The sequence below is a fragment of the Thalassococcus sp. genome (genome assembly GCF_982780845.1).
On sequence record NZ_CEYADA010000001.1, the window covers coordinates 384,621 to 410,396 of the forward strand.

The 25,776-nt window shown below is 58.9% G+C and carries 27 protein-coding genes; 14 read left to right on the plus strand and 13 right to left on the minus strand.

Features of this window, described 5'->3' with window-relative positions:
- Positions 1 to 47: 47 nt before the first annotated feature.
- Positions 48 to 899, plus strand: a complete 852-nt coding sequence (locus tag AC4FIA_RS01955; protein WP_490364492.1) for an alpha/beta fold hydrolase — start codon at positions 48 to 50, stop codon at positions 897 to 899.
- Positions 900 to 976: 77 nt separating this feature from the next.
- Here AC4FIA_RS01955 and AC4FIA_RS01960 read toward each other — a convergent pair whose 3' ends face one another.
- The 3 genes from AC4FIA_RS01960 to dctP are packed head-to-tail and all read right to left on the minus strand — an operon-like array spanning position 977 to position 3,821.
- Complete coding sequence (locus AC4FIA_RS01960; RefSeq protein WP_490364493.1) at positions 977 to 2,272, minus strand: TRAP transporter large permease; 1,296 nt, start codon at positions 2,270 to 2,272, stop codon at positions 977 to 979.
- A complete protein-coding gene (locus AC4FIA_RS01965) occupies positions 2,269 to 2,814 on the minus strand; it encodes a TRAP transporter small permease (RefSeq protein WP_490364494.1) in 546 nt (181 codons plus the stop codon). Before AC4FIA_RS01965 ends, AC4FIA_RS01960 begins: the two co-directional genes overlap by 4 nt.
- Entirely contained in the window at positions 2,811 to 3,821 is a 1,011-nt protein-coding gene (gene dctP / locus AC4FIA_RS01970; RefSeq protein ID WP_490364495.1) for a TRAP transporter substrate-binding protein DctP, read from the minus strand. Before dctP ends, AC4FIA_RS01965 begins: the two co-directional genes overlap by 4 nt.
- Positions 3,822 to 3,959: 138 nt before the next feature.
- Between dctP and AC4FIA_RS01975 the strand changes: the two genes are divergently transcribed.
- On the plus strand, positions 3,960 to 4,436 hold the full coding sequence (locus AC4FIA_RS01975) for a DUF3237 family protein (protein ID WP_490364496.1): 477 nt from the start codon (positions 3,960 to 3,962) through the stop codon (positions 4,434 to 4,436).
- Positions 4,437 to 4,506: 70 nt separating this feature from the next.
- Here the strand turns inward: AC4FIA_RS01975 and AC4FIA_RS01980 are convergent, their stop codons facing one another.
- Genes AC4FIA_RS01980 through araD form a run of 4 tightly spaced genes read right to left on the minus strand, consistent with a single transcriptional unit; the run spans position 4,507 to position 9,448 of the window.
- A complete protein-coding gene (locus tag AC4FIA_RS01980) occupies positions 4,507 to 5,217 on the minus strand; it encodes a ribonuclease activity regulator RraA (RefSeq protein ID WP_490364497.1) in 711 nt (236 codons plus the stop codon).
- 38 nt (positions 5,218 to 5,255) lie between these two features.
- Positions 5,256 to 6,779 (minus strand): aldehyde dehydrogenase (NADP(+)), encoded by a 1,524-nt coding sequence (locus AC4FIA_RS01985; RefSeq protein ID WP_490364498.1) that lies wholly within the window; start codon positions 6,777 to 6,779, stop codon positions 5,256 to 5,258.
- Positions 6,780 to 6,794: 15 nt separating this feature from the next.
- Complete coding sequence (locus AC4FIA_RS01990) at positions 6,795 to 7,694, minus strand: dihydrodipicolinate synthase family protein (RefSeq protein WP_490364499.1); 900 nt, start codon at positions 7,692 to 7,694, stop codon at positions 6,795 to 6,797.
- Between the two features lie 11 nt (positions 7,695 to 7,705).
- Entirely contained in the window at positions 7,706 to 9,448 is a 1,743-nt protein-coding gene (gene araD / locus AC4FIA_RS01995) for an L-arabinonate dehydratase (RefSeq protein WP_490364500.1), read from the minus strand.
- A gap of 233 nt (positions 9,449 to 9,681) precedes the next feature.
- On the opposite strand from araD, the gene AC4FIA_RS02000 reads away from it, so the two are divergent.
- From AC4FIA_RS02000 to AC4FIA_RS02025, 6 genes are all read left to right on the plus strand, one after another.
- On the plus strand, positions 9,682 to 10,731 hold the full coding sequence (locus tag AC4FIA_RS02000) for a hypothetical protein (protein ID WP_490364501.1): 1,050 nt from the start codon (positions 9,682 to 9,684) through the stop codon (positions 10,729 to 10,731).
- Positions 10,732 to 10,783: 52 nt separating this feature from the next.
- Entirely contained in the window at positions 10,784 to 11,227 is a 444-nt protein-coding gene (locus AC4FIA_RS02005; RefSeq protein ID WP_490364502.1) for a tripartite tricarboxylate transporter TctB family protein, read from the plus strand.
- Positions 11,228 to 11,239: 12 nt separating this feature from the next.
- The gene (locus AC4FIA_RS02010) at positions 11,240 to 12,733 is read left to right on the plus strand and encodes a tripartite tricarboxylate transporter permease (protein ID WP_490364503.1); all 1,494 of its coding nucleotides are present in this window, start codon (positions 11,240 to 11,242) and stop codon (positions 12,731 to 12,733) included.
- Between the two features lie 39 nt (positions 12,734 to 12,772).
- Complete coding sequence (locus AC4FIA_RS02015; protein WP_490364504.1) at positions 12,773 to 13,807, plus strand: LacI family DNA-binding transcriptional regulator; 1,035 nt, start codon at positions 12,773 to 12,775, stop codon at positions 13,805 to 13,807.
- Positions 13,808 to 13,913: 106 nt separating this feature from the next.
- Positions 13,914 to 14,819 (plus strand): GTPase Era, encoded by a 906-nt coding sequence (gene era, locus AC4FIA_RS02020; RefSeq protein WP_103909316.1) that lies wholly within the window; start codon positions 13,914 to 13,916, stop codon positions 14,817 to 14,819.
- A 9-nt stretch (positions 14,820 to 14,828) separates the two neighbouring features.
- On the plus strand, positions 14,829 to 15,161 hold the full coding sequence (locus AC4FIA_RS02025; protein WP_490364505.1) for a DUF1491 family protein: 333 nt from the start codon (positions 14,829 to 14,831) through the stop codon (positions 15,159 to 15,161).
- Here the strand turns inward: AC4FIA_RS02025 and AC4FIA_RS02030 are convergent.
- The gene (locus AC4FIA_RS02030) at positions 15,103 to 15,747 is read right to left on the minus strand and encodes a Pr6Pr family membrane protein (protein ID WP_490364506.1); all 645 of its coding nucleotides are present in this window, start codon (positions 15,745 to 15,747) and stop codon (positions 15,103 to 15,105) included. The two genes, AC4FIA_RS02025 and AC4FIA_RS02030, sit on opposite strands and share 59 nt — an antisense overlap.
- A gap of 124 nt (positions 15,748 to 15,871) precedes the next feature.
- Here AC4FIA_RS02030 and recO point away from each other — a divergent pair, with 124 nt between their 5' ends.
- Genes recO through AC4FIA_RS02050 form a run of 4 tightly spaced genes read left to right on the plus strand, consistent with a single transcriptional unit; the run spans position 15,872 to position 18,038 of the window.
- Positions 15,872 to 16,630: a DNA repair protein RecO gene (gene recO, locus AC4FIA_RS02035; RefSeq protein ID WP_103909319.1), complete on the plus strand. Its 759-nt coding sequence runs from the start codon at positions 15,872 to 15,874 to the stop codon at positions 16,628 to 16,630.
- 50 nt (positions 16,631 to 16,680) lie between these two features.
- Positions 16,681 to 17,346: a CDP-diacylglycerol--glycerol-3-phosphate 3-phosphatidyltransferase gene (gene pgsA / locus AC4FIA_RS02040; protein WP_103909320.1), complete on the plus strand. Its 666-nt coding sequence runs from the start codon at positions 16,681 to 16,683 to the stop codon at positions 17,344 to 17,346.
- Positions 17,346 to 17,591: a molybdopterin converting factor subunit 1 gene (gene moaD, locus AC4FIA_RS02045; RefSeq protein WP_287473844.1), complete on the plus strand. Its 246-nt coding sequence runs from the start codon at positions 17,346 to 17,348 to the stop codon at positions 17,589 to 17,591. Before pgsA ends, moaD begins: the two co-directional genes overlap by 1 nt.
- Positions 17,592 to 17,594: 3 nt before the next feature.
- A complete protein-coding gene (locus tag AC4FIA_RS02050; RefSeq protein WP_490364507.1) occupies positions 17,595 to 18,038 on the plus strand; it encodes a molybdenum cofactor biosynthesis protein MoaE in 444 nt (147 codons plus the stop codon).
- Positions 18,039 to 18,175: 137 nt separating this feature from the next.
- Here the strand turns inward: AC4FIA_RS02050 and AC4FIA_RS02055 are convergent, their stop codons facing one another.
- The 5 genes from AC4FIA_RS02055 to AC4FIA_RS02075 all read right to left on the minus strand — a co-directional run bounded on the left by AC4FIA_RS02055 (position 18,176) and on the right by AC4FIA_RS02075 (position 23,475).
- Complete coding sequence (locus tag AC4FIA_RS02055) at positions 18,176 to 19,492, minus strand: NAD(P)/FAD-dependent oxidoreductase (protein WP_490364508.1); 1,317 nt, start codon at positions 19,490 to 19,492, stop codon at positions 18,176 to 18,178.
- Positions 19,489 to 20,310, minus strand: coding sequence for an ABC transporter permease (locus tag AC4FIA_RS02060; RefSeq protein ID WP_103909324.1), 822 nt, complete (start codon positions 20,308 to 20,310; stop codon positions 19,489 to 19,491). Before AC4FIA_RS02060 ends, AC4FIA_RS02055 begins: the two co-directional genes overlap by 4 nt.
- Positions 20,307 to 21,197 carry an ABC transporter permease subunit gene (locus tag AC4FIA_RS02065; protein WP_103909325.1) on the minus strand — a complete coding sequence of 297 codons (891 nt, stop codon included), beginning with the start codon at positions 21,195 to 21,197 and terminating at the stop codon, positions 20,307 to 20,309. The genes AC4FIA_RS02060 and AC4FIA_RS02065 overlap by 4 nt, the downstream gene beginning before the upstream one ends.
- A 4-nt stretch (positions 21,198 to 21,201) precedes the next feature.
- Entirely contained in the window at positions 21,202 to 22,326 is a 1,125-nt protein-coding gene (locus AC4FIA_RS02070) for an ABC transporter ATP-binding protein (protein WP_490364509.1), read from the minus strand.
- 63 nt (positions 22,327 to 22,389) lie between these two features.
- A complete protein-coding gene (locus tag AC4FIA_RS02075) occupies positions 22,390 to 23,475 on the minus strand; it encodes a polyamine ABC transporter substrate-binding protein (RefSeq protein ID WP_490364510.1) in 1,086 nt (361 codons plus the stop codon).
- A gap of 149 nt (positions 23,476 to 23,624) precedes the next feature.
- Here AC4FIA_RS02075 and AC4FIA_RS02080 point away from each other — a divergent pair, with 149 nt between their 5' ends.
- Together AC4FIA_RS02080 and AC4FIA_RS02085 are read left to right on the plus strand one after the other, a co-directional pair.
- On the plus strand, positions 23,625 to 24,314 hold the full coding sequence (locus AC4FIA_RS02080) for a GntR family transcriptional regulator (RefSeq protein WP_490364511.1): 690 nt from the start codon (positions 23,625 to 23,627) through the stop codon (positions 24,312 to 24,314).
- A 53-nt stretch (positions 24,315 to 24,367) separates the two neighbouring features.
- Positions 24,368 to 25,771 (plus strand): aspartate aminotransferase family protein, encoded by a 1,404-nt coding sequence (locus tag AC4FIA_RS02085; RefSeq protein ID WP_490364512.1) that lies wholly within the window; start codon positions 24,368 to 24,370, stop codon positions 25,769 to 25,771.
- Positions 25,772 to 25,776 lie beyond the last annotated feature (5 nt).

Below are 25,776 nucleotides of genomic sequence, written 5' to 3' on the forward strand. Positions count from 1 at the left end.
ATACCTCTTCTGTCTACTTTTCTGACTGGATTAGGAGAGGCCAATTTATGCCACTAGACACACTGCAGCCCACTGTCGCGACCCTGCCGGACGGTGCTGAAATCAACTACGTTCGCGCAGGTCAGGGCCCCGTTTTGATCATGATCCACGGGGTCATGGGCGACTACCGGTCTTGGGCACCGCAGTGGGCGGCCTTCACCGAACACTACGACTGCATTTCGCTGAGCTGCCGGTTCAATTGGCCCAATAAAAACACCATGGACGCCCCCGATCACAGCGCCATCGACAACGCTGCGGATGTGGCGGCGTTGATGGACAGCCTCGGGATCGACAAGGCGATCATCGTCGGGTCGTCCTATGGCGGGTTTGCTGCACTGGCGATGGCTGTGCACCACGCAGACCGCGTTCGGGCCGTTGTCGCCGTCGAACCGCCCATGATGAAATACGCCGAGATGTTCAAAGACACCGCGCCCGCTGCCGACGCCTTCCGCGACGCGGTTGTCGTGACTTCACGCGCCGCATTCGAACGGGGCGATGATGAAGAGGGCGCGATGCTGCTGACCGGCGGCATCCAGAATAAATCGGTCGATACGATCCCCGAAGAAAAGCTGCGTCAGCGCCGCCAGAACATGTTGGCCGGCAAACGTGTCGCGCTGTCGTCGGATGAGTTTCCGCTGCTTCCGCCGGAAAAACTGGCTGCACTGGATATCCCTGTCATGATCCTGACCGGCGCGAACACAGGGCCGATTTTCAAGGCGATGATGTCCGGCATTCACCGCACCATTCCGCAGGCACCGTTAGAAGTGGTCGAAGGCGCAGGCCATTCCGTCCCGCAGGATCAGCCCGAGGTGTTCAATCGACTGGCGCTGGATTTCCTGAAAGACCGACTGACAAACTGACGTTTCACGCCATCCCCGAAACGTCAAACCCCAGCCCGTCACCGGACTGGGGTTTTTTCGTGTCTTGGGTCGCCGCCTTAGCTGGATTTGCCGAACACCAGATCCGGCAGGAAGGTCGTGATGATCGGCACGTAGGTGATCACGATCAACAACACCAACATCAGCAGGAAGAAAGGCAGCGTGCCGCGAATAACCTCGCCCACGGGGCGGCGGGTGACATTGGCCATGATGAACAGGTTCAGGCCAATCGGCGGCGACAATAGCGCCAGTTCGATATTGATGATCATCACCACCGCAAAGTGAGTCATGTCGATGCCCAAGGTGCGCACAATGGGGGCCACGATGGGCAGAACCACAAGGATGATCACCGCGCCTTCAAGGAACATGCCCATCAGGACAAGGAAGATGTTCATGAAGGTCAGGAACTGCCAAGGCTCCAGCCCCGTATCTGCCACGTATTGCGCCAAAGACTGGGGAAGGCCGGACTTGATCACCCAAGCCGACAACAGGAACGCGCCGATGATTTTGGCGGTCACAACGCCTGTTCGGTCGATGGCCTCGGAAAACAGGTTGATCAGGTCCTTGATGCTGCCCGTACGGTAGACAAACAAGACCGCGATGATCGCGGCTGTGGCGCCCAGAACGGCCGCCTCGGTCAGCGTGACAAAGCCGCCATAGATACCGCCCAGAACGATCACCGGGATCGCATAGGCGGCCAGAGCGTGCGTGTTTGTCTGAACCATTTCCTGCATCGTTGCGCGCGGCATAGGCGCGCCGCCCACGCGTTTTGCCACGACAAAGATGTAGGCCATGAACAGACCCGCCTGCAGCAGGCCCGGCACAACGCCACCCAGGAACAGACGCGGCACGGATTCCTCGCCGATGATGCCGATCAACAGCATAGGCAGAGATGGCGGGATCAGAATACCCAGCGTGGCCGAAGCCGCCGTCAGGCCCATCGCAAAGGATGGTTTGTATCCCTTTTCGATCATTAACGGCACCAGAAGCGTGCCCATCGCCAAAGCCGTCGCCATAGACGACCCGTTAATCGCTGCAAAGATGGCTGTGGCCGCGACGCCCGCGATGGCCAGACCACCACGCACCCAGCCGAACATGGTCAGGGCGGCGTCGAACAGGACCTTGGCGATCCCGCCGCCCCGCATGGTGACGGCAGCGAGCAGGAAGAACGGTACGGCGATCAGAACCGGCGAATTCAGGTGATCAAGAACGTGCTGGCCAAAACCGGCATCGGAATAGCCTTCGCCCAGCAACAATGCGATCGCGACGGTGCCCAACACAAGGTAGATCGGCGCACCAATCGCCAGCAGGCAACATACTGCGATGAAGCCCAGTACAAGCAGAAATAGGGTCAATCCGAAAGATCTCCGGTACGTTGGATGGTCACGGCCAGATCGCCGGTTTCCAGTTCCATTTCACCGCGCGCCAGTATGCTGATGCGGTGCAAGACAAAGGCGGCATGAACCGAAAGCGAGACACTGAGGGCCGAGTAATACACCCAGAACGGCAAGCGCAGCGAACTGTCGGTGCGTTCGCCCCACATAATGCTGTCCTGAACGACCAGCCAGCCGGACCAGACCAGAAACAGGCTGAACGCCAGACCCAGCAGCAGCGACACATATTCGGCCCGCACCTTGTTTTGGTGCGAAAGCCTGCGCCAGAGACTGTCCATCCGGATGTGCGCGCGGCGGTGTTCGATCCGCGCCACAGACAACAGAATGGCCCAGACCACGACGAAAATAACCACTTCATAGATCCAGTCAGTGCCGGAACCGGAAATGACATAGCGCTCGACAACGCCAAAAACGGACAGGGCGTAGGCCACAGCAAGCAAGCCTGCCGTGACCCAGCCAATCAGGCGGTCGAAACCGTCAAAGAAACGATCAATGTGGGTCACTTCACGAACTTTGTAGCAGCTTCGACAACCTCGGGAGAAATCTCGAGCTTTTCGATCATCGCGTCCTGTACAGCCAGCATCGATTCATTGGCCTGCGCAACGTCCGCATCTGTCGCCTCGACGATCTTAATGTCCTGCTCTGCCAGCTTGGACAGGAAAGCGGTTTCTTCTTCGGCCACTTTCTGGCGCTGCTCGATAGTGATTTCGTTCCAGGTGTCACGGAACATCTGCTGTTCTTCGGTTGTCAGGCCATCCCAGTAACCCTGATAGACCAGCGGCGCGAGGAAGCCGACAACACCGCCATCCCAAAAGCCGTGCTTCACGCCCGCATCCCAGAACTTGTTGTTGTACATATAGTCAGGGCCACCCATCGTCGCGTCCACTGTGCCCTGCTGCAATGCCAGCGGAACGTCAGAACCCGGCATCGACACCGCCGAGGCACCAACCGCATCCAGACGCATCACCAGCGCCGCACCACCCGGAATGCGGACCTGCATGTTTTTCAGGTCAGCAAATTCATCCATCTTCTTATCTGTGGACCACAGCCAGACACGGCCCATCGACCAGAACTGGCCGGGGATCACGATACCCAGCTTGTCTTCGGCCTGTTTGGTCAACATATCGCCCAATCCGCCGTCCAGCATGGCGGCGCGTTCGTCGGCTGTCATGCCGTTCAGAATGGGCAGATCGAACACGTTGTAATCCGATACAACGCGGCTCAGGTACGGGGTGACCAGAATGGTCATGCCGGCGTCGCCCCGCGCCACAGCTTTCATCGCGTCGCGCGACGAATACAGCTGGTTCGAGTCGAATACCTCAAAGGTCAGTGCGCCGCCGGATTTCTCTCCCAGCGTTTCCGTGAACTTCTTGATCATACGCGTCCGGATGTGACCCGGCGGGGTGTCCAGCGTGATGACAAGCTTATCCGCAGCAAACACGGGCATCGCCGTTCCCAGCGCCAGCACAGCAGCAAGTCCGGTGGTGGTGAGTTTCTTGAAAATAGACATGGATCCTCCCTCGGGGCGAATTTTTGGCCCCTTTCCTAGTGAACAAGCTAAAGACCTGTGATATAAAGGAATAATAAATTTAGCCCATATTCGATAAGGGTTTCGAAACCCTGAAATACATCCCTCTGAGAGAAAAACATGACGCCGGAACAGATCCTTGAAGCCAAGCCTCCTGTCACCCCGCAACTGTCCCTGATCTGGACAGCCGTTGTCGACATTGCCCCGCGCGAAGACTGGGGAATGACCCCGAAAGGCCAGCGATACGTCGTTCCCATTCTGGGTGGCAAGGTGTTTTCCGGTCCGGGGATCGACGGGTTGTCCGGCGTTGTGCTGCCCGGCGGCGCAGACCGGCAGCTTGTGACATCCGATGGCTTTAAAACGCTGGATGCGCTGTATGAGATGCAGATGGATGATGGGTCTGTCCTGACGGTGCACAACCGCGTCCGGATCGATGAAACCGTTGCGCCCGATCCCTACAAACTGTCGGTCATCGATGTCACCGCACCGGTGGGCAAACTTGAGTGGATGAACCGCCGTATTTTCGTGGGCACGCTGAAAACGGCCAAACCCGAGCGCGACGCTGTTATCATCCGTGGCTGGGGCCTGAAAGAATAAGGGCAGCCATAAAGGCTGCCCCATTCCAAGATCTTCATGCGACGCGGGGAGAAGGGTGCGCCGCATTTTCTTAGCGGCCGTTTTCGGCACGCCATTTTTTGAAGATCTCAAGGTTTTCTTCCTGTGTCGCAGGATAAAGACCGATGATCGTCGCCCCGCCTTTGACGCGCTCCACGACAAAGTCTTCGTAGGCCGTCATCTCAACCGCTTCATCGGCGATCTCGTCGGCGATTTCGGCAGGGATCACGATGACGCAGTCTTCATCACCCACGATCACATCACCGGGGAAAACCGGCGCGTCGCCACAGCCGATCGGTCCGTTGATTTCGATCGCTTCGTGCAGCGTCAGGTTCGTCGGGCTGGACGGCTGTGTGTGGTAGGCGGGAATATCCAGTTCGCCAATCGTTGCCGCATCACGGAAACCACCGTCGGTCACGATGCCAGCACCGCCACGTACCATCAGGCGCGTGACAAGGATATCGCCCGCAGACGCGGCACGCGCATCCTTGCGGCTGTCGATAACCATAACGTGGCCTTCGGGGCACTGTTCGATGGCGACGCGCTGGGGGTGTTCCGGATTGCGGAATTCGACCAACTGGTTGCGGTCTTCGCGGGCGGGCATATAGCGCAGGGTAAAGGCCGGACCGACCATGTTTACGCCTTTGCCTTTGACCGGATGCACGCCCTGAATGACCTGATTGCGCAGGCCGCGTTTGTACAGCGCCGTGGCAAGCGTCGCGACGGAGACACCCATCAGCTTTTCGCGGGTTTCCTGTTTCATTTCTCGGTTCTCCTCGACCGTCGTAATCGTTGTGTGGCTTAGGCCAGATCTTCGGGAAGAATGCTGGCAGGCAGGTTCTGGTAACAAACGGGGCGCAGGAAGCGACGGATCGCCAGCGTGCCGACCGATGTCGCACCAAAGTTGGTCGAGGCAGGGTAAGGCCCGCCATGGACCATCGTGTCAGCCACCTCGACCCCTGTCGGGAAGCCGTTGACCAACACGCGACCAGCCTTGCGTTCCAGAACGGGCAGCAGGCGGCGGGCAAGATCGGTGTCGCCCTCATCCATATGCATGGTTGCTGTCAGCTGGCCTTCAAAGCCACGGGCCAACGATTCCATCTCTTCCGGTCCGGACACGCGCACGATCAGACCAAGCGGGCCAAACACCTCTTCACCCAGCGCATGGTCCTGCAGGTAGTTTTCGGCGTTTGTTTCATACAGGTTCGGGCTTGCGTTGCGGCCTTCGCTGTCAGTCACCAGAACCGGTTTCACCGCGTTGCGGCCATCGAAACGGGTCTTGCCGTCTTTGTAGGCCTGCGCGATGCCGTCTGTCAGCATGCACTGCGTCTGAACACCTTTCAGCGCTTCAGCGGCGGCACTGACAAAGGCGTCGCCTTCAGCACCTGTTTGAACCACCGCGATACCGGGGTTGGTACAGAACTGGCCTGCGCCCATGGTCAACGATCCGGCCCAACCTGTGCCGATATCGGCACCACGCGAAGACACGGCGTTCGGCAAAACGAACATCGGATTGACGGACCCCAGTTCACCAAAGAACGGGATCGGTTCGGGGCGCGCGGCGCACAGATCGAACAGCGCACGTCCACCACCCAGCGAACCGGTAAAGCCCACGGCCTTGATCAGCGGATGCTGAACCAGCGCGGTGCCCACGTCACGTTTACCGCCCTGGATCAGGCTGAACACACCAGCGGGCATGCCACAGGCCTTGATCGCTGCGTGAATGGCTTCGGCAACGATTTCACCGGTGCCGGGGTGGGCAGAGTGGCCTTTGACGACAACGGGGCAGCCAGCGGCCAGCGCGGCGGCGGTGTCACCACCGGCAGTCGAGAACGCCAAGGGGAAGTTCGATGCACCGAAGACGGCCACAGGGCCAATCGGGCGCTGCATCATATACAGCTCGGGGCGCGGCAAAGGCTGACGATCCGGCAGCGCCGCGTCATGGCGACGGTCCAGAAATTCGCCGCTACGGATGTGCGATGCGAACAGGCGCAGCTGGCCCGTTGTACGGCCGCGTTCGCCTTCAAGCCGTGCGGCGGGAAGACCGGTTTCCGCGCTGCCGATCCATGTGATCTGCGGGCCGCGTGCCTCGATCTCGTCTGCGATCTTGTCCAGAAACGCCGCGCGGGTTTCGCGCGATGCATAGCCATAGGTCCAGAAGGCGTCTTCTGCCGCTTGGCTGGCCTGATCCACCAGATCGGGTGTCCCGACCGAGAAATCAAAGGCGTCGCCAGTCGCAGGTTCGGAAGCAAAGGTCTGTTCGCCCGCAACCCAATTGCCCGCGATCAGATGTTTGCCGTGCGGCGTGAATGTTTCATCAAGCATGTCTTAAATCCTTGTTCAGATCAGGCCGTTGGCCTTCAGGAAATCACCAAGTTGGGCCTGCTGCGTATCTGTCAGCGGCCATGCCGATGGCGGGCGGGTCGGACCACAGTCCTGCCCCAGTGCCTGAAGCGCCGCCTTCACACCGGTCACGTTGGTGCCATTCATTTCTTCGGCGCGGATATCTTCGAACGCGCGCATTTCGCGGATCAGCTGGTTCGCGGTGTCATAGTCACCACCATCCAGTGCTGCGTGGATCGCAACCGACCGTTCCGGCCAGACGTTGATCAGGCCCGAAGTAAAACCACGTGCACCAACTGCATAAAGCGGCGGGGCCCAGACCTCGGCCAGACCACCGACCCAAACGATGGACGGATCACAGGCCGCTTTGGCCTCGGCCAGTTTCAGGGGGTTCGGGGTCGCCCATTTGACGCCCTTCACACCGGGGATGGCGCAAAGATCGGCAATCGCTTTCGTCCCGATGGCGTCGTTGCGCAGATACAGCATCATCGGCAGGCCGCCAGAGGCATCCGACACGGCCTTGATGTAGTCAACCGTGCCGCGCGGGGCCACGAAGGGATCCGGCGGCTGGTGGATCATCAGCGCAGACGCACCGGCATCAGCGGATGCTTTCGCCAGACGGCAGGCATCACGAATGCCACGGCCAACGCCCGCCAGAACAGGCGCGCGGTCGCCGACCATGCCGCAGACCTCTGTCGCCATGGAGACGGCTTCGTCTGTGGTCAGCGCATAGAATTCGCCCGTGTTGCCGTTCACCACAGGAATGTGCATGCCCGCGCCCAGCGCACGGTCGATGATCGGGTTCAGTTTCGACGGCGCGATTTCGCCCGCGTCATCATAAGGGGTGACCAAGATGCCGGAGATACCGGTCAGGGCCTTATCAAGATCATGAGCCATCTGCGGTCTCCTCAGAAAATATCGGGCTCGCCTGCGACCTTGCCAAAGCCGCGTTCGAGGTAGTCAAAGTCGCAGCCCTTGTCGGCTTGCAGAACGTGTTTCGAGAACATCCAGCCATAGCCGCGTTCGAAACGGGGTTCGGGCGGTGTCCACGCCGCGCGGCGCTTTTCCAGCTCTTCTTCGTCGACCAGCATGTCGAGCGTCCGGTTCGGCACGTCCAGTTTGACGATGTCACCTGTTTTCAACAGCGCGAGCGGACCGCCGACAAAGGATTCCGGCGCAACGTGCAGAACGCAGGCGCCATAGGACGTGCCGGACATCCGCGCGTCAGAAATACGCAGCATGTCACGGTGACCCTGTTTGATCAGCGCCTTGGGGATCGGCAGCATGCCCCATTCCGGCATACCCGGGCCGCCCCGCGGACCTGCGTTGCGCAGAACCATGATTGTATCCGGCGTGACATCGGCGTTTTCGTCGTCAACGAAGGCTTTCATTTCGGGATAGCTGTCAAAGACCACAGCGGGGCCTTCGTGCTGGTAGTACTTCGGATTACACGCAGCGGGTTTGATCACCGCGCCATCGGGGCAAAGGTTGCCGCGCAACAGGGCGAGCGAGCCTTCGTGGTAAACAGGGTTCGACAACGGGCGAATGACGTCGTCGTTATAGACCTCGGCCCCTTCAAGGTTTTCACCCATCGTCTTGCCGTTCACCGTCATACAGTCGGTGTGCAGGCGTTCTTCAAGCTGCTTCATCAGAGCGCGCAGACCGCCCGCATAGAAGAAATCCTCCATCAGGTAATCTTTGCCCGACGGACGCACGTTCGCGATCAGCGGCGTGGTGCGGCCCAGCGCATCCAGATCATCTAGCGTGAAATCAACGCCCGCGCGACGCGCCATGGCGATCAGGTGGACAACCGCGTTGGTGGAACAGCCTGTCGCCATTGCCGTGATTGCCGCGTTCTGGACAGCTTCGCGTGTCACGATCTTATCCGGTGTCAGTTCCTCGCGGACCATATCGACGATACGGCGACCGCAGTCTGCTGACATCCGCTGGTGGCCCGAATCGACGGCAGGAATCGATGACGCGCCGGGCAATGTCAGCCCCATCGCATCGGTGATCGCTGTCATGGTCGAAGCGGTGCCCATGGTCATACATGTGCCTGCAGAACGCGCGATGCCGCCCTGGATACCCAGCCATTCTTCGTCGGTGATATTACCCGCGCGGCGTTCGTCCCAATATTTCCACGCGTCCGAGCCGGATCCGAGGATCTTGCCCGCATAGTGGCCTCGCATCATCGGACCGGCAGGCAGGTAGATCATCGGGATGCCAGCGGTCAGCGCGCCCATCACCAGACCCGGTGTGGTCTTGTCACAACCGCCCATCAGGACAACACCGTCGAACGGGTGCGACCGGATCATTTCCTCGACTTCCATGGCCAGCATGTTGCGGTAGAGCATCGAGGTCGGCTTGGTGAACGATTCGTCGACAGACAGCGACGGCATCTCAACGCCCAGACCACCGGCCTGCGCCACGCCGCGCTTCACATCCTGCGCGCGTTCGCGAAAGTGGCTGTGGCACGAATTGATCTCGGACCATGTGTTCAGAATGCCGATAATCGGCTTTCCGCGGAACTCTTCTTCGGAAAAGCCCAACTGCATCATCCGCGAACGATGGCCGAACGACCGCAAATCATCCGGCGCGAACCAGCGGTCGCTCCGCAATCCCCCGGCAGGCTTTTTGTCCGACTCTGACATGTTCGATCTCCAAATGACGCAAATTTCTGACACTTTTGTATGCGCATACATAAATAAACGTCAACGCGAAACAGCAACGAGGTACGCAACAATTATTGAATTAAAACTTTGCTTGACAGGTATAGTCGAGTCGTGATCAACAAAAATGTATGCGCATTCATTTACGCATCCGGACGGGTCCCACACACCCGAAACCTGATCTTTCGCCGCATCGCGGCCCTTGGGAGGAAACCATGAAACTTACACGCAGAACCCTTCTTGCTGCCGTATCGGCAACAGCGCTTCTGGCGCAGCCGGTCACAGCATTCGCACAGGACCTGCCCCGCAATATCCGTATGGTGATCGGTTCGACATCGACCGGCGGTGACACATACCAGAACTCGGCCATCGTTGCCGAAGCGCTGTCCGAAAAGCTGGGCGTGAACATCAAAGTTGACGCCGTCGGTTCGTCCGAAGGCTTTAAGGCGCTGAGCCGTGACAAGCGCGGCACAACCATCATGATCTTCCACGATCAGGCGTATCTGGGGAACCTTTATGGCCGTCAGGGCTATGACGACCCGTTCGAAAACTACGCTGTTGGCCCGACCGTCGCGATCAACCCGGGCAATGCCTATCTGGTGCCGGCAAACAGCCCCTACCAGTCGATGGAAGACATTCTGAAAGCCGCTGAAGCAGGCACAAAGGTTCGCGTGGCGATCCAGCCGGGCGGCGTGTCCGAAATCGGCTTCTCGGCCATGAAAAACGCGGCCAAAGTGCGCGCACCGGGTTCCGAGGAAAACATCGTCGCGGTCAACACCGGTTCGCAGTCTGACAAGAACCAAGCGATGTGGGATGGACTGGCAGACGTGATCAACGGCTCGATCCAGGCGAACGAACAGTTCACACAGTTGTCGGCAGACGACCAGAAAGCCATGCGCTTTGTCTGGATCACAGCGCGCCCCGCAACCTTGGGCCAAGCGCCTGAGGCAGGCATGGGCGGCACCACACGTGACGACATGCTGGCATATGCCAGCCCGCAGACAAGCGTGACACTGGACGGCACCGAAGATTTCACCTTCGACAAGGAATTCTTCATGCTGTTCAACAAAGACATGGATCCGGCCATCGCGGAAAAGATCGACACAGCGCTGAGCGAGATTTTCGCAGAAGGCGCCATTCAGGAACGCCAGAAAGCGTCGTTCTTTATTCCGAACTATCTGTCCATCAAGGATGCAAACGAGCACCTTCTGAAAAAGCGTAACACCTACGGCAAGGTTATCGCGGACATCACCGGCGATTCCTGATCCTTGATCAGGTGAAAATCAGGTCCCGGCCGGGTTTCTGGCCGGGGCCGTTGTGCTTACTTTCAGGGAGGTAACCATGGGTCAGCTTACCCAGGTCACGATCGATTTCGAAACGTCCCATCTGCTTTTCCCCACCATCATTGCCTGCGTGCTTGGCTTGCTTGGTCTGGCCATCGTGATCCGTGATCGCGCCAAAATCGCGACGGCAGGCACATATTGGAGCGGGATTTGGCAGAGCATGGACCAGCCCCGCTTTCTTGGCACGATCGTGCTGACCTTGCTGTACTTTTCCCTGATGGTTCCGGTGGGCGACATCTGGCCCAACACAGGCCGCGGCTTCCTGTTCTGCTCGATCCCGTTTGTGTTCCTGACCGGCCTTCTTTTCATGCACGAGCGGACGATGAAATCGATCCTGCCACTGGCTGTCGTGTCTGTCGTCGGCCCTGTTTTCGTGTGGTGGCTGTTCACCTACCCGCTGTTCCTGACCCTTCCCTGAGGCGCAAAGTTCATGTTCGAGATCCTTACCCCCATGTTCCTGTCGCTGATCGTTGGCGGCACTCTGATCGGCATCATCTTTGGCGCAATCCCCGGCATGACGGCGACCATGGCTGTGGCCGTATGTTTGCCGCTGACCTACTCGCTGGGTCTGGAAAACGGTCTGGCGCTGCTTTTGGGCCTATATGTCGGCGGCATTTCTGGCGGCCTTGTGCCCGCGATCTTGCTGGGCATTCCCGGCACGCCATCGTCGATCACCACCACCTTTGACGGCTACCCCATGGCCAAAAGGGGAGAGGGCGAGAAGGCGCTGCGGATCGGCATCGTATCGTCCTTTGTCGGTGGCATCATCAGCCTTGCGATCCTGTGGTTGTTTGCACCCACGTTGGCGGATTTCGCGATCAAGTTTTCCTACGTGGAAAAGTTCCTGATCATCTTCTTTGCCCTGACCGTCATGGCGGCGCTGTCCTCGGACATGTTGCTTGGCATTTTCTCGGGCGTTTTGGGGATTTTCGTGGCCCTGATCGGCACCTACGACATCACCAAAGGCGGCAACGGCAACATGCGCCTTGTGCCACCGGGAACGGAATACTGGCTGGACAGCGGCTTTTCCTTGCTGCCCGTTCTGATCGGCCTGTTCGGACTGGCTGCCATCCTTGAGCAGGCAGAGATTGGTGTTCCGAAGGGCCATTCGCTGGACGACATCGACGTGGGTAAGAAATCGGGCTTTTCGTTCTCGATCTTCAAAGGCCAGTCCGTAAACCTGACACGCTCGTCGCTGATCGGCACCTTTGTTGGCATTCTACCCGGCGTTGGCGGCTCTGCCGCGTCGATCATTTCCTACACCAACGCCAAGACCTTTTCGAAGACCCCCGAAAACTTTGGCAAGGGCGAACCCGCGGGCATCATGGCGTCTGAATCCGGCAATAACGGCCTGACAGGTGGCGCGCTGGTGCCCCTGTTGTCCTTGGGCATTCCGGGCGACTCGACCACAGCTTTGCTGATCGGGGCGTTCACGCTTCAGGGCATTCAGGTGGGTCCGCTGTTTATCGGCAACAACCCCGGTACGTGGGATGCCATGATCATCGCCATGCTGATCGCCAACATCGCGATGCTGGTCATGATGTATGTGGCGATCCGCTACTTTGCGCTGGTCGTGACCATCCCCAAGCACATCCTGTTTCCCGTCATCCTGATGATGTGCGTGATTGGCGCCTATACGATCAACTACGGCATCATGTTCGATGTCTGGACGCTGCTGATCTTCGGCCTGTTCGGCTGGCTGGTCGTAAAGCTAAAACTGGAGGTCGCGCCTTTCATCATCGGCTTCATCCTTGGGCCCTCGGCCGAGGTCTATTTCGTCAAAAGTCTGGAAAGCTTTGGCGACGTCACGATCTTCTTCACCAAAAGCTGGATCGCGGTTGTTCTTTGGCTGTTGATCATCGGATCGGTGACTGGGTCGATCATGTTGTCGCGGCGTGCGAAACAGAATGCGGCGATCAGCTAAACCTTGTATTCGGGGGCGAAAATCAGAACTATATCGCTCATGGATCAGACAAAAGACACCCGGCCCGAGGCCAGTGAAAAGCGCCAGCGCGGCGTCACAATGGAGACCGTCGGCCGTATGGCCGGCGTGTCTCAGGTTACGGTGTCGCGGGCGCTGAGCGACCCGTCCAAGGTATCCGCCAAGACGATGCGCAAAATTCAGGATGCCATCGCGGCGACCGGCTTTGTGCCGAACGCCATCGCGGGGGCGCTTGCGTCAAACAAAAGCAAACTGATCACGGCGCTGGTGCCGTCGATTACCAACATCGTCTATTCCTCGATGATCCGGTCTTTCAGCCTGCGGATGCGGGAAGAGGGCTATCAAATCCTGCTCTCCGAAACCGGCTTTGACCCCGAAGACGAAGAGGCGGCGATTGCCGCCCACCTGTCGCGTCGCCCGGATGCACTGTTGCTGACAGGTATCCACCATTCGGCACAGGCACGCCGGATGCTTCTGGCCTCTGGCCTGCCGGTGGTCGAGGTTTGGGATTACACGGAATCACCCATTGATATGTGCGTGGGCTTCCGCCACGCCGAAACGGGCTATGCCGCCGCGGACTATGCGATCGAGCGCGGCTACACCAAGGCTGCCACCATCGCGGCGGGTGACGAACGCGCGCTGCGCCGCAAGGATGCGTTCAAATCCCGCTACGAACAGAAAACAGGCAACTCGGTTCTGGAAATGAACTTTGAATCCAACGCGACACTGGCACGGGGCCGCGAAGGGCTGGCGGCGCTATTGGACAAGGGCTTTGAAACCGGACTGATCTTTTGCAGCTCGGATATTCTGGCCCACGGCGTGATCATCGAGGCCACAGCGCGCGGCATGCGCATCCCCGAGGACCTTGCCGTGATCGGTTTCGGCGATCAGGAATTCGCCGCAGACGTCGAACCGTCAATCACCACCATCAAGGTCGACCGCGAAGCCTTTGGCAGCGCCGCTGCCGATGTCCTTCTGGCCCGTTTCCGCGGGGAAACCGTCGAACAGCCGGAAATCGATCTGGGATTTGAAATCATCCGCCGGAAATCCGCGTAACGGATTACAGGCCTCATGAGGGCCGCGTAGAGGCCTCAGAATACTAGCGCTGGCACAAACAAACCAATTAGGCTAAAGGCGACGCTTCACTAGGAAAGTAGCACCCATGAGCACACGCGCAGGATTTGTCGCCCTGATCGGAGAGCCGAACGCAGGCAAGTCTACACTGACCAACCGCATGGTCGGTGCCAAAGTGTCTATCGTCACCCATAAGGTTCAGACGACCCGCGCCCGCATCCGTGGTGTGGCACTGGAAGGTGATGCGCAGATCGTGTTCGTGGACACCCCCGGCCTGTTCAAACCGCGCCGCCGTCTGGATCGCGCGATGGTAGCTGCTGCTTGGGGCGGTGCTGCGGATGCCGATATCACTGTGCTGCTGATCGAGGCCCATCGCGGCATCACCCAAGGCGTCAAAGCGATCATCGAACGTCTGAACGAATTCGAAGGCAAACAACGCGTCGCGCTGGCCATCAACAAGATCGACCGCGTGAAGGCCGAAGAACTGCTCGCGCTGTCCAAAGCCATGAACGAGGCCTTCCCGTTTGAACAGACCTTCATGATCTCTGCTGAAAAAGGCCACGGTGTTGACGGTCTGAAAGAATGGCTGGGTCAGGAAATGCCGGAAGGCCCGTGGCTTTACCCCGAAGACCAGATTGCCGATTTGCCCATGCGCATGATCGCCGCGGAAATGACCCGCGAAAAGCTGACCCTGCGCCTGCATCAGGAACTGCCCTACCAACTAACGGTCGAAACCGAAAGCTGGGAAGAGCGCAAAGACGGATCGGCCCGCATCGACCAGATGATCTATGTCATGCGCGATGGTCACAAAGGCATCGTGCTGGGCAACAAGGGCGAAACGATTAAGGCGATTTCCAAAGCGGCCCGCGAAGAGCTGGAAGAATTCCTTGGCCGCCGCGTGCATCTGTTCCTTCAGGTCAAAGTCCGCGAGAAATGGCTGGAAGAAGCCGAGCGTTATTCGGAAATGGGTCTGGATTTCCGCGACGGCGACTAAGGTGGCGTCATGACACCCAGACTGACCGCCCGCTTTTGGGTCGATGCCTATCGCCAGCGCCTGTCGCTGCTGAATATTCCCTGTTTTGTGGTGGCCCACGGCGACGACACCGCCGGTGCGGTGTTGGTCAAACTCTCCACGCTGGACGGTCAGGCCCGCGCCTATACCCGCACCTTCGATCTGATGTCAGGTGACCGTGTATGGGCAGTTCTGTCGGAAGGCGACGAATACGCCGTGGATGAAGCCATCAACAAACAGCGCAGCTTTGACCCCGATCTTTGGGTTATCGAAGTTGAGGATCGTGAAGGGCGGCATCTGCTGGATGAGGACGGGCTTTCGTAAGTCCCTTCGCAACCGCGATCAGCGCGATGCCGCCAACAAAGAACGCAGCACACAGGCCAAGCGACCAGCCCGCAACGCCCAGCCAGCCGGACTTGACCGGATTTAGGAAAAAGTACGGGTACACGCCGTCAAGCGACCCACGCCCCAAGGCATAGACCACGTACAGCGCAGGCCACCCGAGCCACGACAGCCCGTCAACAAAGCGCAGGCCCGCCTTTGGTGCGAACACCAGCCACCAGAGCACGTAAGACACAGGCACAAAGGTGTGCAGGCCAAAGTCCGGCCACCAATCGATGCCGGACAGATCCCTCGCCAGCAGCAGGTGATAGACGATCCCCACAATCGCAATCCACAGTGCCACAGCCGCCGTCCAGAAAGGGGCCACACGACGCCCCGACGCCACCCAGAAACACAGGCCCGCCAGCATCAGGTTGGTCAGGATCGTAAAATACCGCAGCAAGCGCCAGAACTCAGCCAGAAAGGTCCGGTCGGGATGGGCCGACAGGCTGATCCACATGTCCAGACCGATCGAGCCTACAGCAAAAAGGCCAATCAATCCGGCGGTGATGCGGGCAATCGCTGACATGGGTCCTCTGAATCAGTGGTTCCTAAACACTCACATGGGTTGAATAGGCGAAATTTCATCCCCTTTGCGAATGACCTCGCGTCAGAGACTTGTCGCCATGCGAAACGGGGTAAATAGTGCCGCAATGGAATGGCGCGACACTGGGATATTGCTATCGGTCAAACGGCACGGCGAAACGTCGGCCATCCTGGATGTTTTTACCAAAGACCATGGCCGACACGCAGGCGTTCTGCGCGGGGCATCGTCACGCAAGATCGCAGCCGCGCTTCAACCGGGGTCCGATCTGGACGTCAGTTGGCGCGCACGTCTTGAAGATCATATCGGGTCCTACACCATCGAACCCGTGAAAACCCGCGCAGGTATGGCGATGGCCAACCGTCTGACACTGGCGGGGCTGAACAGCGTGATGGCGATCCTTGCCTTTGCGCTGCCCGAGCGGGAAAGCCAGCTACGGCTTTATAACGACACGGTCCTGTTGCTGGACCTGCTGGATCACGCAGATGTCTGGCCGCTGGCCTATCTGAAGTGGGAACTGGCCCTGCTTGAGGAATTGGGCTTTGGACTTGATCTAAGCGAATGCGCAGCGACGGGCCGGAATGACGAACTGATCTACGTCTCGCCCAAAAGCGGGCGGGCGGTGTCACGTCATGGGGCGGGCGAATGGGCGGACCGTATGCTTCCCCTGCCCCCTGTTCTGGCGGGCAAGGGCCACGCGCCTGATGACGAAATCCTGTTGGCCCTGAAAACCACGGGCCATTTTCTTGAAAACAAACTGGCGCCCGCGCTTGGGTCCAAGCCCCTGCCCTCGGCCCGTGCGGCGTTCATCGACCGTTACCACCGTCATTGCGGAACCCTGCCGCAAAGTGACGCCAAACCGGAATAGGCCTATAGACGGGCTTCCGCCTGTCTCCGAGACGCGCTAGGGATGTTTTTATGATGTGGACTGTACCCAATATCCTGACCATGCTCCGGCTTCTGGCCGCGCCCGGCATTGCTGTCATGTTCCTGTATTTCGCGCGTCCTTTTGCAGATTGGTACGCGCTGGCGCTCTTTGTCGGTGCCGCCATCACCGACTGGTTCGATGGCTATCTGGCGCGCAGCTGGAAACAGGAAACGAAACTGGGCGCGATGCTGGACCCGATCGCCGACAAGGCAATGGTGATCATCGCTCTGATGGTCATCGTTGGGTATTCGTCGATGTCGCCTTGGCTGGTTCTGCCGACAACCGTCATCATGTTCCGCGAAGTGTTCGTCTCGGGCCTGCGCGAATATCTGGGGGATACGGCGGGCACATTGAAGGTGACCGCCTTGGCCAAATGGAAAACCACAGTCCAGATGATCGCCATCGCCGTCCTGTTTGCCCAAGGGGTGTTCGAACACTATCTGGGTATGTCGGTGATGGGCATGGACGAACAGATCGTCGAGGGCATTCTGAACGGCAGCATCACGGATGAAATCGGTCTGTGGTGGAAGAAAATCGGCATGATCTGGACAGGCAACGCGGGCATCGCCCTGTTGTGGATCGCAGCCGCGCTGACACTGATCACAGGCTGGGATTACCTGAACAAAGCGCTGCCTCATCTGTCGGAGGAGACATGATGGATATTCTTTATTTCGCTTGGGTCCGTGAACGCATCGGCGTGCCGCGCGAAACGGTGACGACGGAGGCCAAGACGGTAAACGAGCTTGTGCAGGAACTGATCGCCAAGGAAGAACGCTATGCAGCAGCCTTCGCCGACATCTCGGCGCTGCGCGTGGCGCTGGATCAGGACCTGTCAGATTTTGACGCCCCGCTGGACGGTGTGCGTGAAGTGGCCTTCTTCCCGCCGATGACGGGCGGCTAAACCATGAAGATCGTCGTTCAGGAAGCCCCATTTGATTTCGCCGCCGAGGTTGAAGAGTTCGGCCAAGGCCGCGCCGATATGGGGGCGATTGTCACCTTTACGGGCGTGGTGCGCGACAATGATGCTGGCGATCTGGATGCGATGGAGATCGAACACTATCCCGGAATGACCCAAAAAGCGCTTGAGAAGATCGCAACCGACGCAAGCGCGCGCTGGGATCTGGGCGACGTGCTGATCATCCACCGCTATGGACGGCTTGAGCCGGGCGAAAAGATCATGATGGTCGCGACGTCGTCGCCCCACCGCAAAGACGCCTTTGAGGCCGCTGATTTCCTGATGGACTACCTGAAATCCCGCGCGCCGTTTTGGAAGAAAGAACATACCGGCGGCGATGCATCCTGGGTGGATGCGAAAGACTCCGATGAGGATGCGCTGAACCGTTGGTAAGCGGCGCGGCTTCGCCGCACAGGTCATCTCGTCCTTGGCCTTTGGCCTGCGTCCTCGGGTTTGGCGCTCTGATCACAGATATTTTCTGTCCCCAAATACCTTGGGGGAATTGGCCGAAGGCCAAGGGGGCAAAGCCCCTATAAATCCAGCAACTCAGCCGCCAGATACGCGGGTCGCATCAACAAACGGCGGTTTTTGCCCAATGGGAACCTGCGCGGTTCTTTCGCCATAAGGGCCGGAATATCTGTGCTATTGCCTGCGATCAAATCTGCGGCCAGCTTGCCGGAATGGCTACCCATCGCGACGCCGTTGCCATGATACCCGAAGGCCGCGAACATGCCCTTCATCCCCGAAACCGGCCCGACGTAGGGCGCAAGCTTGGATGTCAGGCACAGCAGGCCAGACCATTCGTGGGTGATCGGCACGTCGGACCATGCTGGAAACAGGCGATGGAAATTCTCTCGGATTTTGCGGGAAATCTTGGCCTGTTCACGCGGCGTTGCCGTCAGGCCGCCCCGCATGCCGAACAGGAACCGTCCATCGGGCAGCATGCGGAAATAGTGCAGCATTGTGCGGGTGTCGTAGCACATCTGCGATGACGTCCAGCCCTGCGCCTGCTTTTCTGCATCGCTTAGAACATGCGTCAGGATTATAGAGGATTGTACTGGCATTGTTCGGCCAGACAACCAGTCTGGCACGTCCTCTGACGAATAGCCGTTGGTGGCGATCAGCACTTTATCGGCCTGCACCTGCCCCTGTGCCGTTTTGCAGGTCCAATGCCCGTTTTCCTCGCGGATACTGTCGCAGGGACTGTTCTGGAACAGCCGTGCGCCTGCAGATTGTGCCGCAATCGCCAGCCCCGCGTGGTACTTTCGCGGGTTCAGGGCAAAGCCGATCGGCAGTGTCAGCGCCCCATAAAAATCACCGCCAATTCCCAGCCCTGCCAGATCGGATTTGCCGGCCAATTCTGGCGTCACGCCGTAAAGCGTTTTCTGTTCGATCGCGTGTTTCTGAAGGCCAGCAAAGGCCCGCGCATTGTGGGCCAGCAGCGTTTCGCCGTCGCTATGGACATCCGCGTCGATCCGGTGGTCGTCCAGAATACCACGAACGGTGTCTATCGCCGCGACCTCGGTTCTTGCCCAATCGCGTGCGCCCTCCGGCCCGTGTTGTCGGGCAATGGCGCTGTGGGACAGCTTTGATCCACCAAGGCAGCAGAACCCTCCATTGCGGCCCGAGGCACCGTAGCCAGGCGTTTCGGCCTCTAGCACAACCACGTCCATGCCCGCCTGCGCCAGATGCAAAGCCGCCGACAGGCCGGTGAACCCTGCACCGATGATCACGACATCCGCACGGGTGCTGTCCTGCAAAACGGGCCAGTCTATCGCAGGCACCGTTTCCGCCCAGAAACAGCCCTGTTGCGGGCCATAGGCGGCAGCTTCGTAGAGGCGATTCATCCCGTGGCCTGCGCGGCCGCCTGTTCGTCCCTTTGCTGCGCAACCGCCGACCGTTTCGACAGGATCGACGCGGTGATCACGCCGACGGTCACCACACTGATCATGATCGTCGACAGCGCGTTGATTTCGGGGCTGACGCCAAGACGCACCGCCGAGAAGATCTTGATCGGCAGGGTCGTGGCCGACGGACCGGTGGTGAAGCTGGCGATGACCAGATCGTCCAGCGACAGAGTAAAGGCCAGAAGCCAGCCGGAAATCACCGCAGGCGCGATGATCGGCAGGGTCACAAGGCGGAAAGCTTGGAAGGGTGTGCACCCTAGGTCCAACGCGGCCTCTTCCAGCGATTTGTCAAAGCTGACAAGGCGCGAGGATACAACGACCGACACATAGCACATCGCAAAGGTCGTATGGGCCAGAACAATGGTGAACACGCCGCGATCCAGACCGATGCCGATGAACAGCAGCAGCAAGGACAGGCCTGTAATCACCTCGGGCATCACCAGCGGCGCATAGATCATGCCCGAGAACAGACCGCGCCCCATAAAGCGCCCTGCGCGGACCAGAACGGTCGCGGCCATCGTGCCCAGAACCGTTGCCAGAACCGACGAAAAGAACGCCACGCGGATTGTGACCCAAGCGGCATCAAGGAAGTCTTCGTTCTGAAGAAGCTCTCCGTACCATTTGGTGGAAAAGCCCGCCCAGACTGTGACCAGTTTCGATGCGTTGAAGCTGTAGATGACCAGAATGACCATCGGCAGATAGAGGAACGCAAAGCCCAGTGTCAGGGACGTGGCGTTGAACCATGAAAAGCGTCTCATCCCTCGGCCTCCCGCTGAAGCTGCTGGTTGCGCTGGAACAGCACAATCGGGATCACAAGGATCAACAGCAGGATGATCGCCACGGCAGAGGCCACCGGCCAGTCGCGGTTCGAGAAGAACTCTTCCCACAGGACCTTACCGATCATCAGCGTATCAGAGCCGCCCAGAAGCGACGGGATCACGAATTCACCGATGGTCGGGATGAAGACCAGAAAGCAGCCCGCGATGATGCCGCTTTTAGACAGCGGAATGGTGATCAGCCAAAAGGCGGACATGCGCGAACAGCCAAGGTCCTCGGCTGCTTCGATCAGGGAATCGTCCATCTTTTCCAGCGCGGCATAGATCGGCAGGATCATGAACGGCAGATAGGTGTAAACGATGCCGATATAGACGGCGGTGTTTGTGGACAGGATTTTCAGTGGCTCGTCGACGATCCCCAGAAACGACAGGAACTGATAGAGCACGCCTTCGGACGCCAGAATGCCCATCCACGCGTAGACGCGGATCAGGAACGACGTCCAGAACGGTAGGATCACCAGCATCAGCAACGTCGGGCGCCATTCAGGGGCCGCACGTGCCATGCCGTAAGCAATCGGATAACCCACCAGCAGCGTCAGAACCGTCGAAATCAGCGCGATTTTCAGGGATGACAGGTAGGCTTTCCAATAAAGCGCGTCTTCGGTCAGGAAGACGTAGTTTTCGAAATCCAGCTTGGACAGCAGATCCTTGATCCCCTGCCAGCCAGCCGAGAAATCCAGCGTCGGCGCATAGGGCGGGATCGACAAGGCGTAGTCGGACAGCGAGATTTTCAGAACGATCAGGAACGGCACCAGAAACAGCGCCAGAAGCCAAAGGTAGGGAACCGCGATCAGGGTAAAGCGACGCATGCCCCTAGCCCTCCAACAACACGCCGGCGGTTTCGGTAAACGTCAGCCAGACGCGGTCTTCCCATGTGATGTCACGGTTCGCCAGACGACGTGTGTTGGCGCTTTGGGCCTTGATGATCTGGCCGTTGCCGACCTTGACGTGGAAGGTCGAGATGTTGCCGAGGTAGGCGATATCGATGACTTCACCTTCCAACAGGTTTCGGCGATCTTCGGGTTTTTCCTTGGAAATTGTCACTTTTTCAGGGCGGATCGCAAAGCTGATCCGCTCGCCGGATGCGACGGGTTTTTGCGCAGTGCCCCAAATCGCAGGCTGGCCTTCTGCCCAGTCGATACGAACGCGGTCGCCATCGGGTGTGGCGTTGCCTTCGATGATGTTCACGTCACCGATGAAGTCGGCAACATAGACGGAATTCGGGGCCTCGTAGATATCGGCGGGCGTTGCGACCTGCACAAGGCGGCCTTCGTCCATGACGGCAACGCGCGACGCGACGGTCATCGCCTCTTCCTGATCGTGGGTCACGATCACAAAGGTCGTGCCGGTCTTTTCCTGAATGTCCATCAGCTCGAACTGCGTTTCTTCGCGCAGCTTTTTGTCCAGCGCGCCCAGCGGTTCATCCAACAACAGCAGCTTGGGCGATTTTGCCAGAGAACGGGCCAAAGCCACGCGCTGACGCTGACCGCCGGAAATCTGGTGCGGTTTGCGTTTCGCGAATTTGCCCAGACGGGTCAGGCGCAGCATTTCCTCGACGCGGGCCGCGATGGCATCCTTGTCCTTGCTTTCGCGCTTCAAGCCAAAGGCGATGTTTTCCCAGACCGACAGGTGCGGGAACAGCGCATAGCTTTGGAACATCATGTTCACTGCGCGTTTGTTCGGCGCGGTCTGGCCAAGGTCCTGTCCCGAAAGCCGAATGCTGCCCGACGTCGGCGTCTCGAACCCCGCCAGCATCCGCATCATCGTTGTTTTCCCGCATCCCGACGGCCCCAGAAGGGCAAAGAACTCGCGTTCATAGATGTCCAGGCTAAGGTCGTCGATCGCGGTGAATGTTCCGAACTTTTTGGTGACGTTCTGAAACTGGATCAACGGCTTCTGGTTCGGGTCATCCCAAGGGACAAAGACCTTTTGGTTCATGATCAGTCCAATACTGCATAGAAAAACGGCGCGCCCCGTGGGACGCGCCGCGAACAGGCGAGGTTAGACGCCGGATTTGATCTCGGTCCACATACGGGTGACCGTGCGCTGCAGGCGCGGGTCGTAGGGCGAGAATGTATAGAGGTTTTCCAGCGTGGCTTCGTCCGGATAGATCGCGGTGTCGCCGATCACGTCCTCGATCAGGAATTCCTGAGACGCTTTGTTGCCGTTGGCGTAGTAGACATAGTTCGACGCCGCCGCCATGTTTTCCGCGTCCATGATGAAGTTCAGGAACTTGTGCGCGCCTTCGGGGTTCGGGGCATCCACCGGAATGGCCATCTGGTCGAACCACATCAGGGCACCTTCAGACGGTGCGTTGTACGCAACCTCGACGCCATTGTCGGCCTCTGCCGCGCGGTCACGCGCCTGCAGAATGTCGCCGGACCAGCCGAACGCCACACAGATTTCGCCGTTGGCCAGCGCGTTGATGTATTCCGAGCTGTGGAACTTGGCGATGTAGGGACGAACCGCCTGAAGAACCGGTTTGGCCTTTTCAATGACGTCCGCATCCTTGCTGTCGGGATCTTCGCCGATATAGGCCAGCGCCGCCGGGATCACCTCGGTCGGGGCATCAAGGAAATGCACGCCGCATTCGGCCAGCTTTTCCATGTTTGCGGGGTTGAAGATCAGATCAAGGCTGCCGATCGGGGCATCTTCGCCCAGAATTTCCTGAACCTTGCCAACGTTCACACCGATACCTGTGGTGCCCCACATGTAGTTGATCGAATATTCGTTGGCGGGGTCATACTGCGCTGTGCGCTCTTCGATGACCGACCACAGGTTGCCTTTGTTCGGCAGCTTGGAGGCATCCAGTTTCTGGAACGCACCCGCTGCGATCTGGCGCTGAAGGAAGCTGCCCGTGGGCACAACCACGTCGTAGCCGGATCCACCGGCCAGCATTTTGGTTTCAAGAACTTCGTTGGAATCGAAGACGTCGTAGACCAGCGTCAGGCCGGTTTCTGCCTCGAACTTCTCAAGAAGGCTTTCGTCGATGTAATCGGACCAGTTGTAGACCCGCACTTCTTCGGCACCGGCGACCCCGGCGACCAGCGCGGTTACGGCGGTCATTGTCATCAGCTTGGTTTTCATCTGTGGCTCCCAGTTGGATACGAGGTCTTTCGCCCCGGCTGCCTGTGAATTTGATCAAAAATATTCAAACAGAGCAACAAGAAGATGTTTTCATGACGTTCAGACCCATGCAAGATAGACAGAACAGGCGACATTATGCGGATGATTTGATGAATATTCAGGCAGAGCAAAATCAGGGCACAGCCAAGGCAGGTTTGCCAGTGCACGAGACGGTTTACCGGTCGTTGCGCGACATGATTTTGTTCGGAGAATTGGAACCCGGACAGCCGGTGACCATTCAGGGTCTGACCGAACATCTGGACGCCGGCATGACCCCCGTCCGCGAGGCGCTGCGCCGCCTGACCGCCGCTGGCGCGCTCGAGTTTATGGGCAACCGAAGAATCATCGTTCCGGTGCTGAACCGCTCCGCGATTGATCAATTAAAGACGGCTCGTTTGGCACTCGAGCCCGAGCTGGCCGGGCGGGCGACTGCGTTGATTAAAGACGAAGATATCGTTGCCATGAAGCAGGCTGACGACCGTCTGGACCGCGCCATCGCCCGTGGCGATGTGCATGGTTACCTGGTCGAAAACTACCTGTTTCACAGCCACCTGAACGCCGCCGCGCAGGCCCCGATTTTGCAGGGTATGGTCGAAGGTCTGTGGCTTCGGTTCGGCCCGTCGATGCGCGTTGTGTGCGGCGTGATGGGCACCAGCAGCCTGCCTGATCTTCACAAAGACCTGATCGATGCGCTGGAATCACGTGACGCTGCCGCCGCGTCAAAGTCGATGGCCGAGGACGTGAAACAGGGTATGGATCAGATGCTAGCCGGAATAAGCGATTCGATTGACACGGAATAATTTGATCATATTCTAGTGGGCAGTCGCCATTTTGATCGAAAGGCCCCCTGGAAATGGTCCAATCCCCGAATCTGTTGCCCACCGCCGAACTTCAGGCGCGTGACGCCGCGCACCACATGCACCCGTTCACGCACGGTGCCGAGCTTGGCAAAAAGGGTGCGCGCATTATCACGTCTGCAGATGGCTGCTGGCTGACAGACAGCGACGGCAACCGGATTCTGGATGCGATGGCGGGCCTTTGGTGTGTGAACATCGGCTATGGCCGTCAGGAACTTGTCGATGCCGCCGCGCGCCAGATGCAGGAACTGCCGTTCTACAACACCTTCTTCCAGACCACCCACGTGCCGGTCATCGAACTGGCCGAACGTCTGGCGCAACTGGCGCCCGATGATCTGAACCACGTTTTCTTTGCATCGTCCGGCTCTGAAGCGAACGACACCAACCTACGGATGGTGCGCACCTATTGGGAGATGAAAGGCCAGCCGTCGAAAAAGGCCATCATCTCGCGTTGGAACGCCTATCACGGGTCGTCTGTTGGTTCAGGTAGCCTTGGCGGCATGAAAGGTATGCACGCCCAAGGCGGCATGCCGATCCCCGACATTCATCACATCGACCAGCCCAACTGGTGGTCCGAAGGCGGCGACATGACGCCGGAAGAATTCGGTATCGAACGCGCCCAACAGCTTGAAGCGAAGATCAAGGAACTTGGCGCGGATAACGTGGCCGCGTTTATCGCCGAACCCGTTCAGGGTGCTGGCGGCGTGATTGTACCGCCCGACAGCTACTGGCCGGAAATCCAGCGTATTTGCGATAAATACGATATCCTGCTGATCGCGGATGAGGTCATCTGTGGCTTCGGCCGGACCGGCAACTGGTTCGGGTCGCAAACCATGAACATCAAGCCGCACATCATGACAATCGCCAAGGGCCTGAGCTCGGGCTACCTGCCCATCGGCGGGTCGATTGTCTGTGATGAGGTGGCCGAGGTCATCGGTTCGGGCGAATTCAACCACGGCTACACCTATTCGGGTCACCCTGTGGCCTGTGCGGTTGCCTTGGAGAACCTGCGCCTTCTGGAAGAAGAGCAGATCATCGACACGGTCCGCACCGAAACTGCGCCCTACCTGAAGGAAAAGTTCGAAAGCCTGACAGATCACCCGATGGTGGGCGAGGCCAAGATCGTTGGCATGATGGGTTCGATCGCGCTGACACCCGACAAAGCCACCCGCGCGGCCTTTGCGTCCGAGGCGGGCACTGTCGGCTACATCTGCCGCGAACGGTGTTTCAGCAATAACCTGATCATGCGTCACGTGGGTGACCGCATGATCATTTCGCCGCCGCTGGTGATTTCCAAAGGCGAGATCGACACATTGATCGAACGCGCACGCCTGTCGCTGGACGAGGCGATGGCCGAGGTTGAAAAGCAGGGCCTGATGGTCGCTGCGACACGTAACTAAGAAAC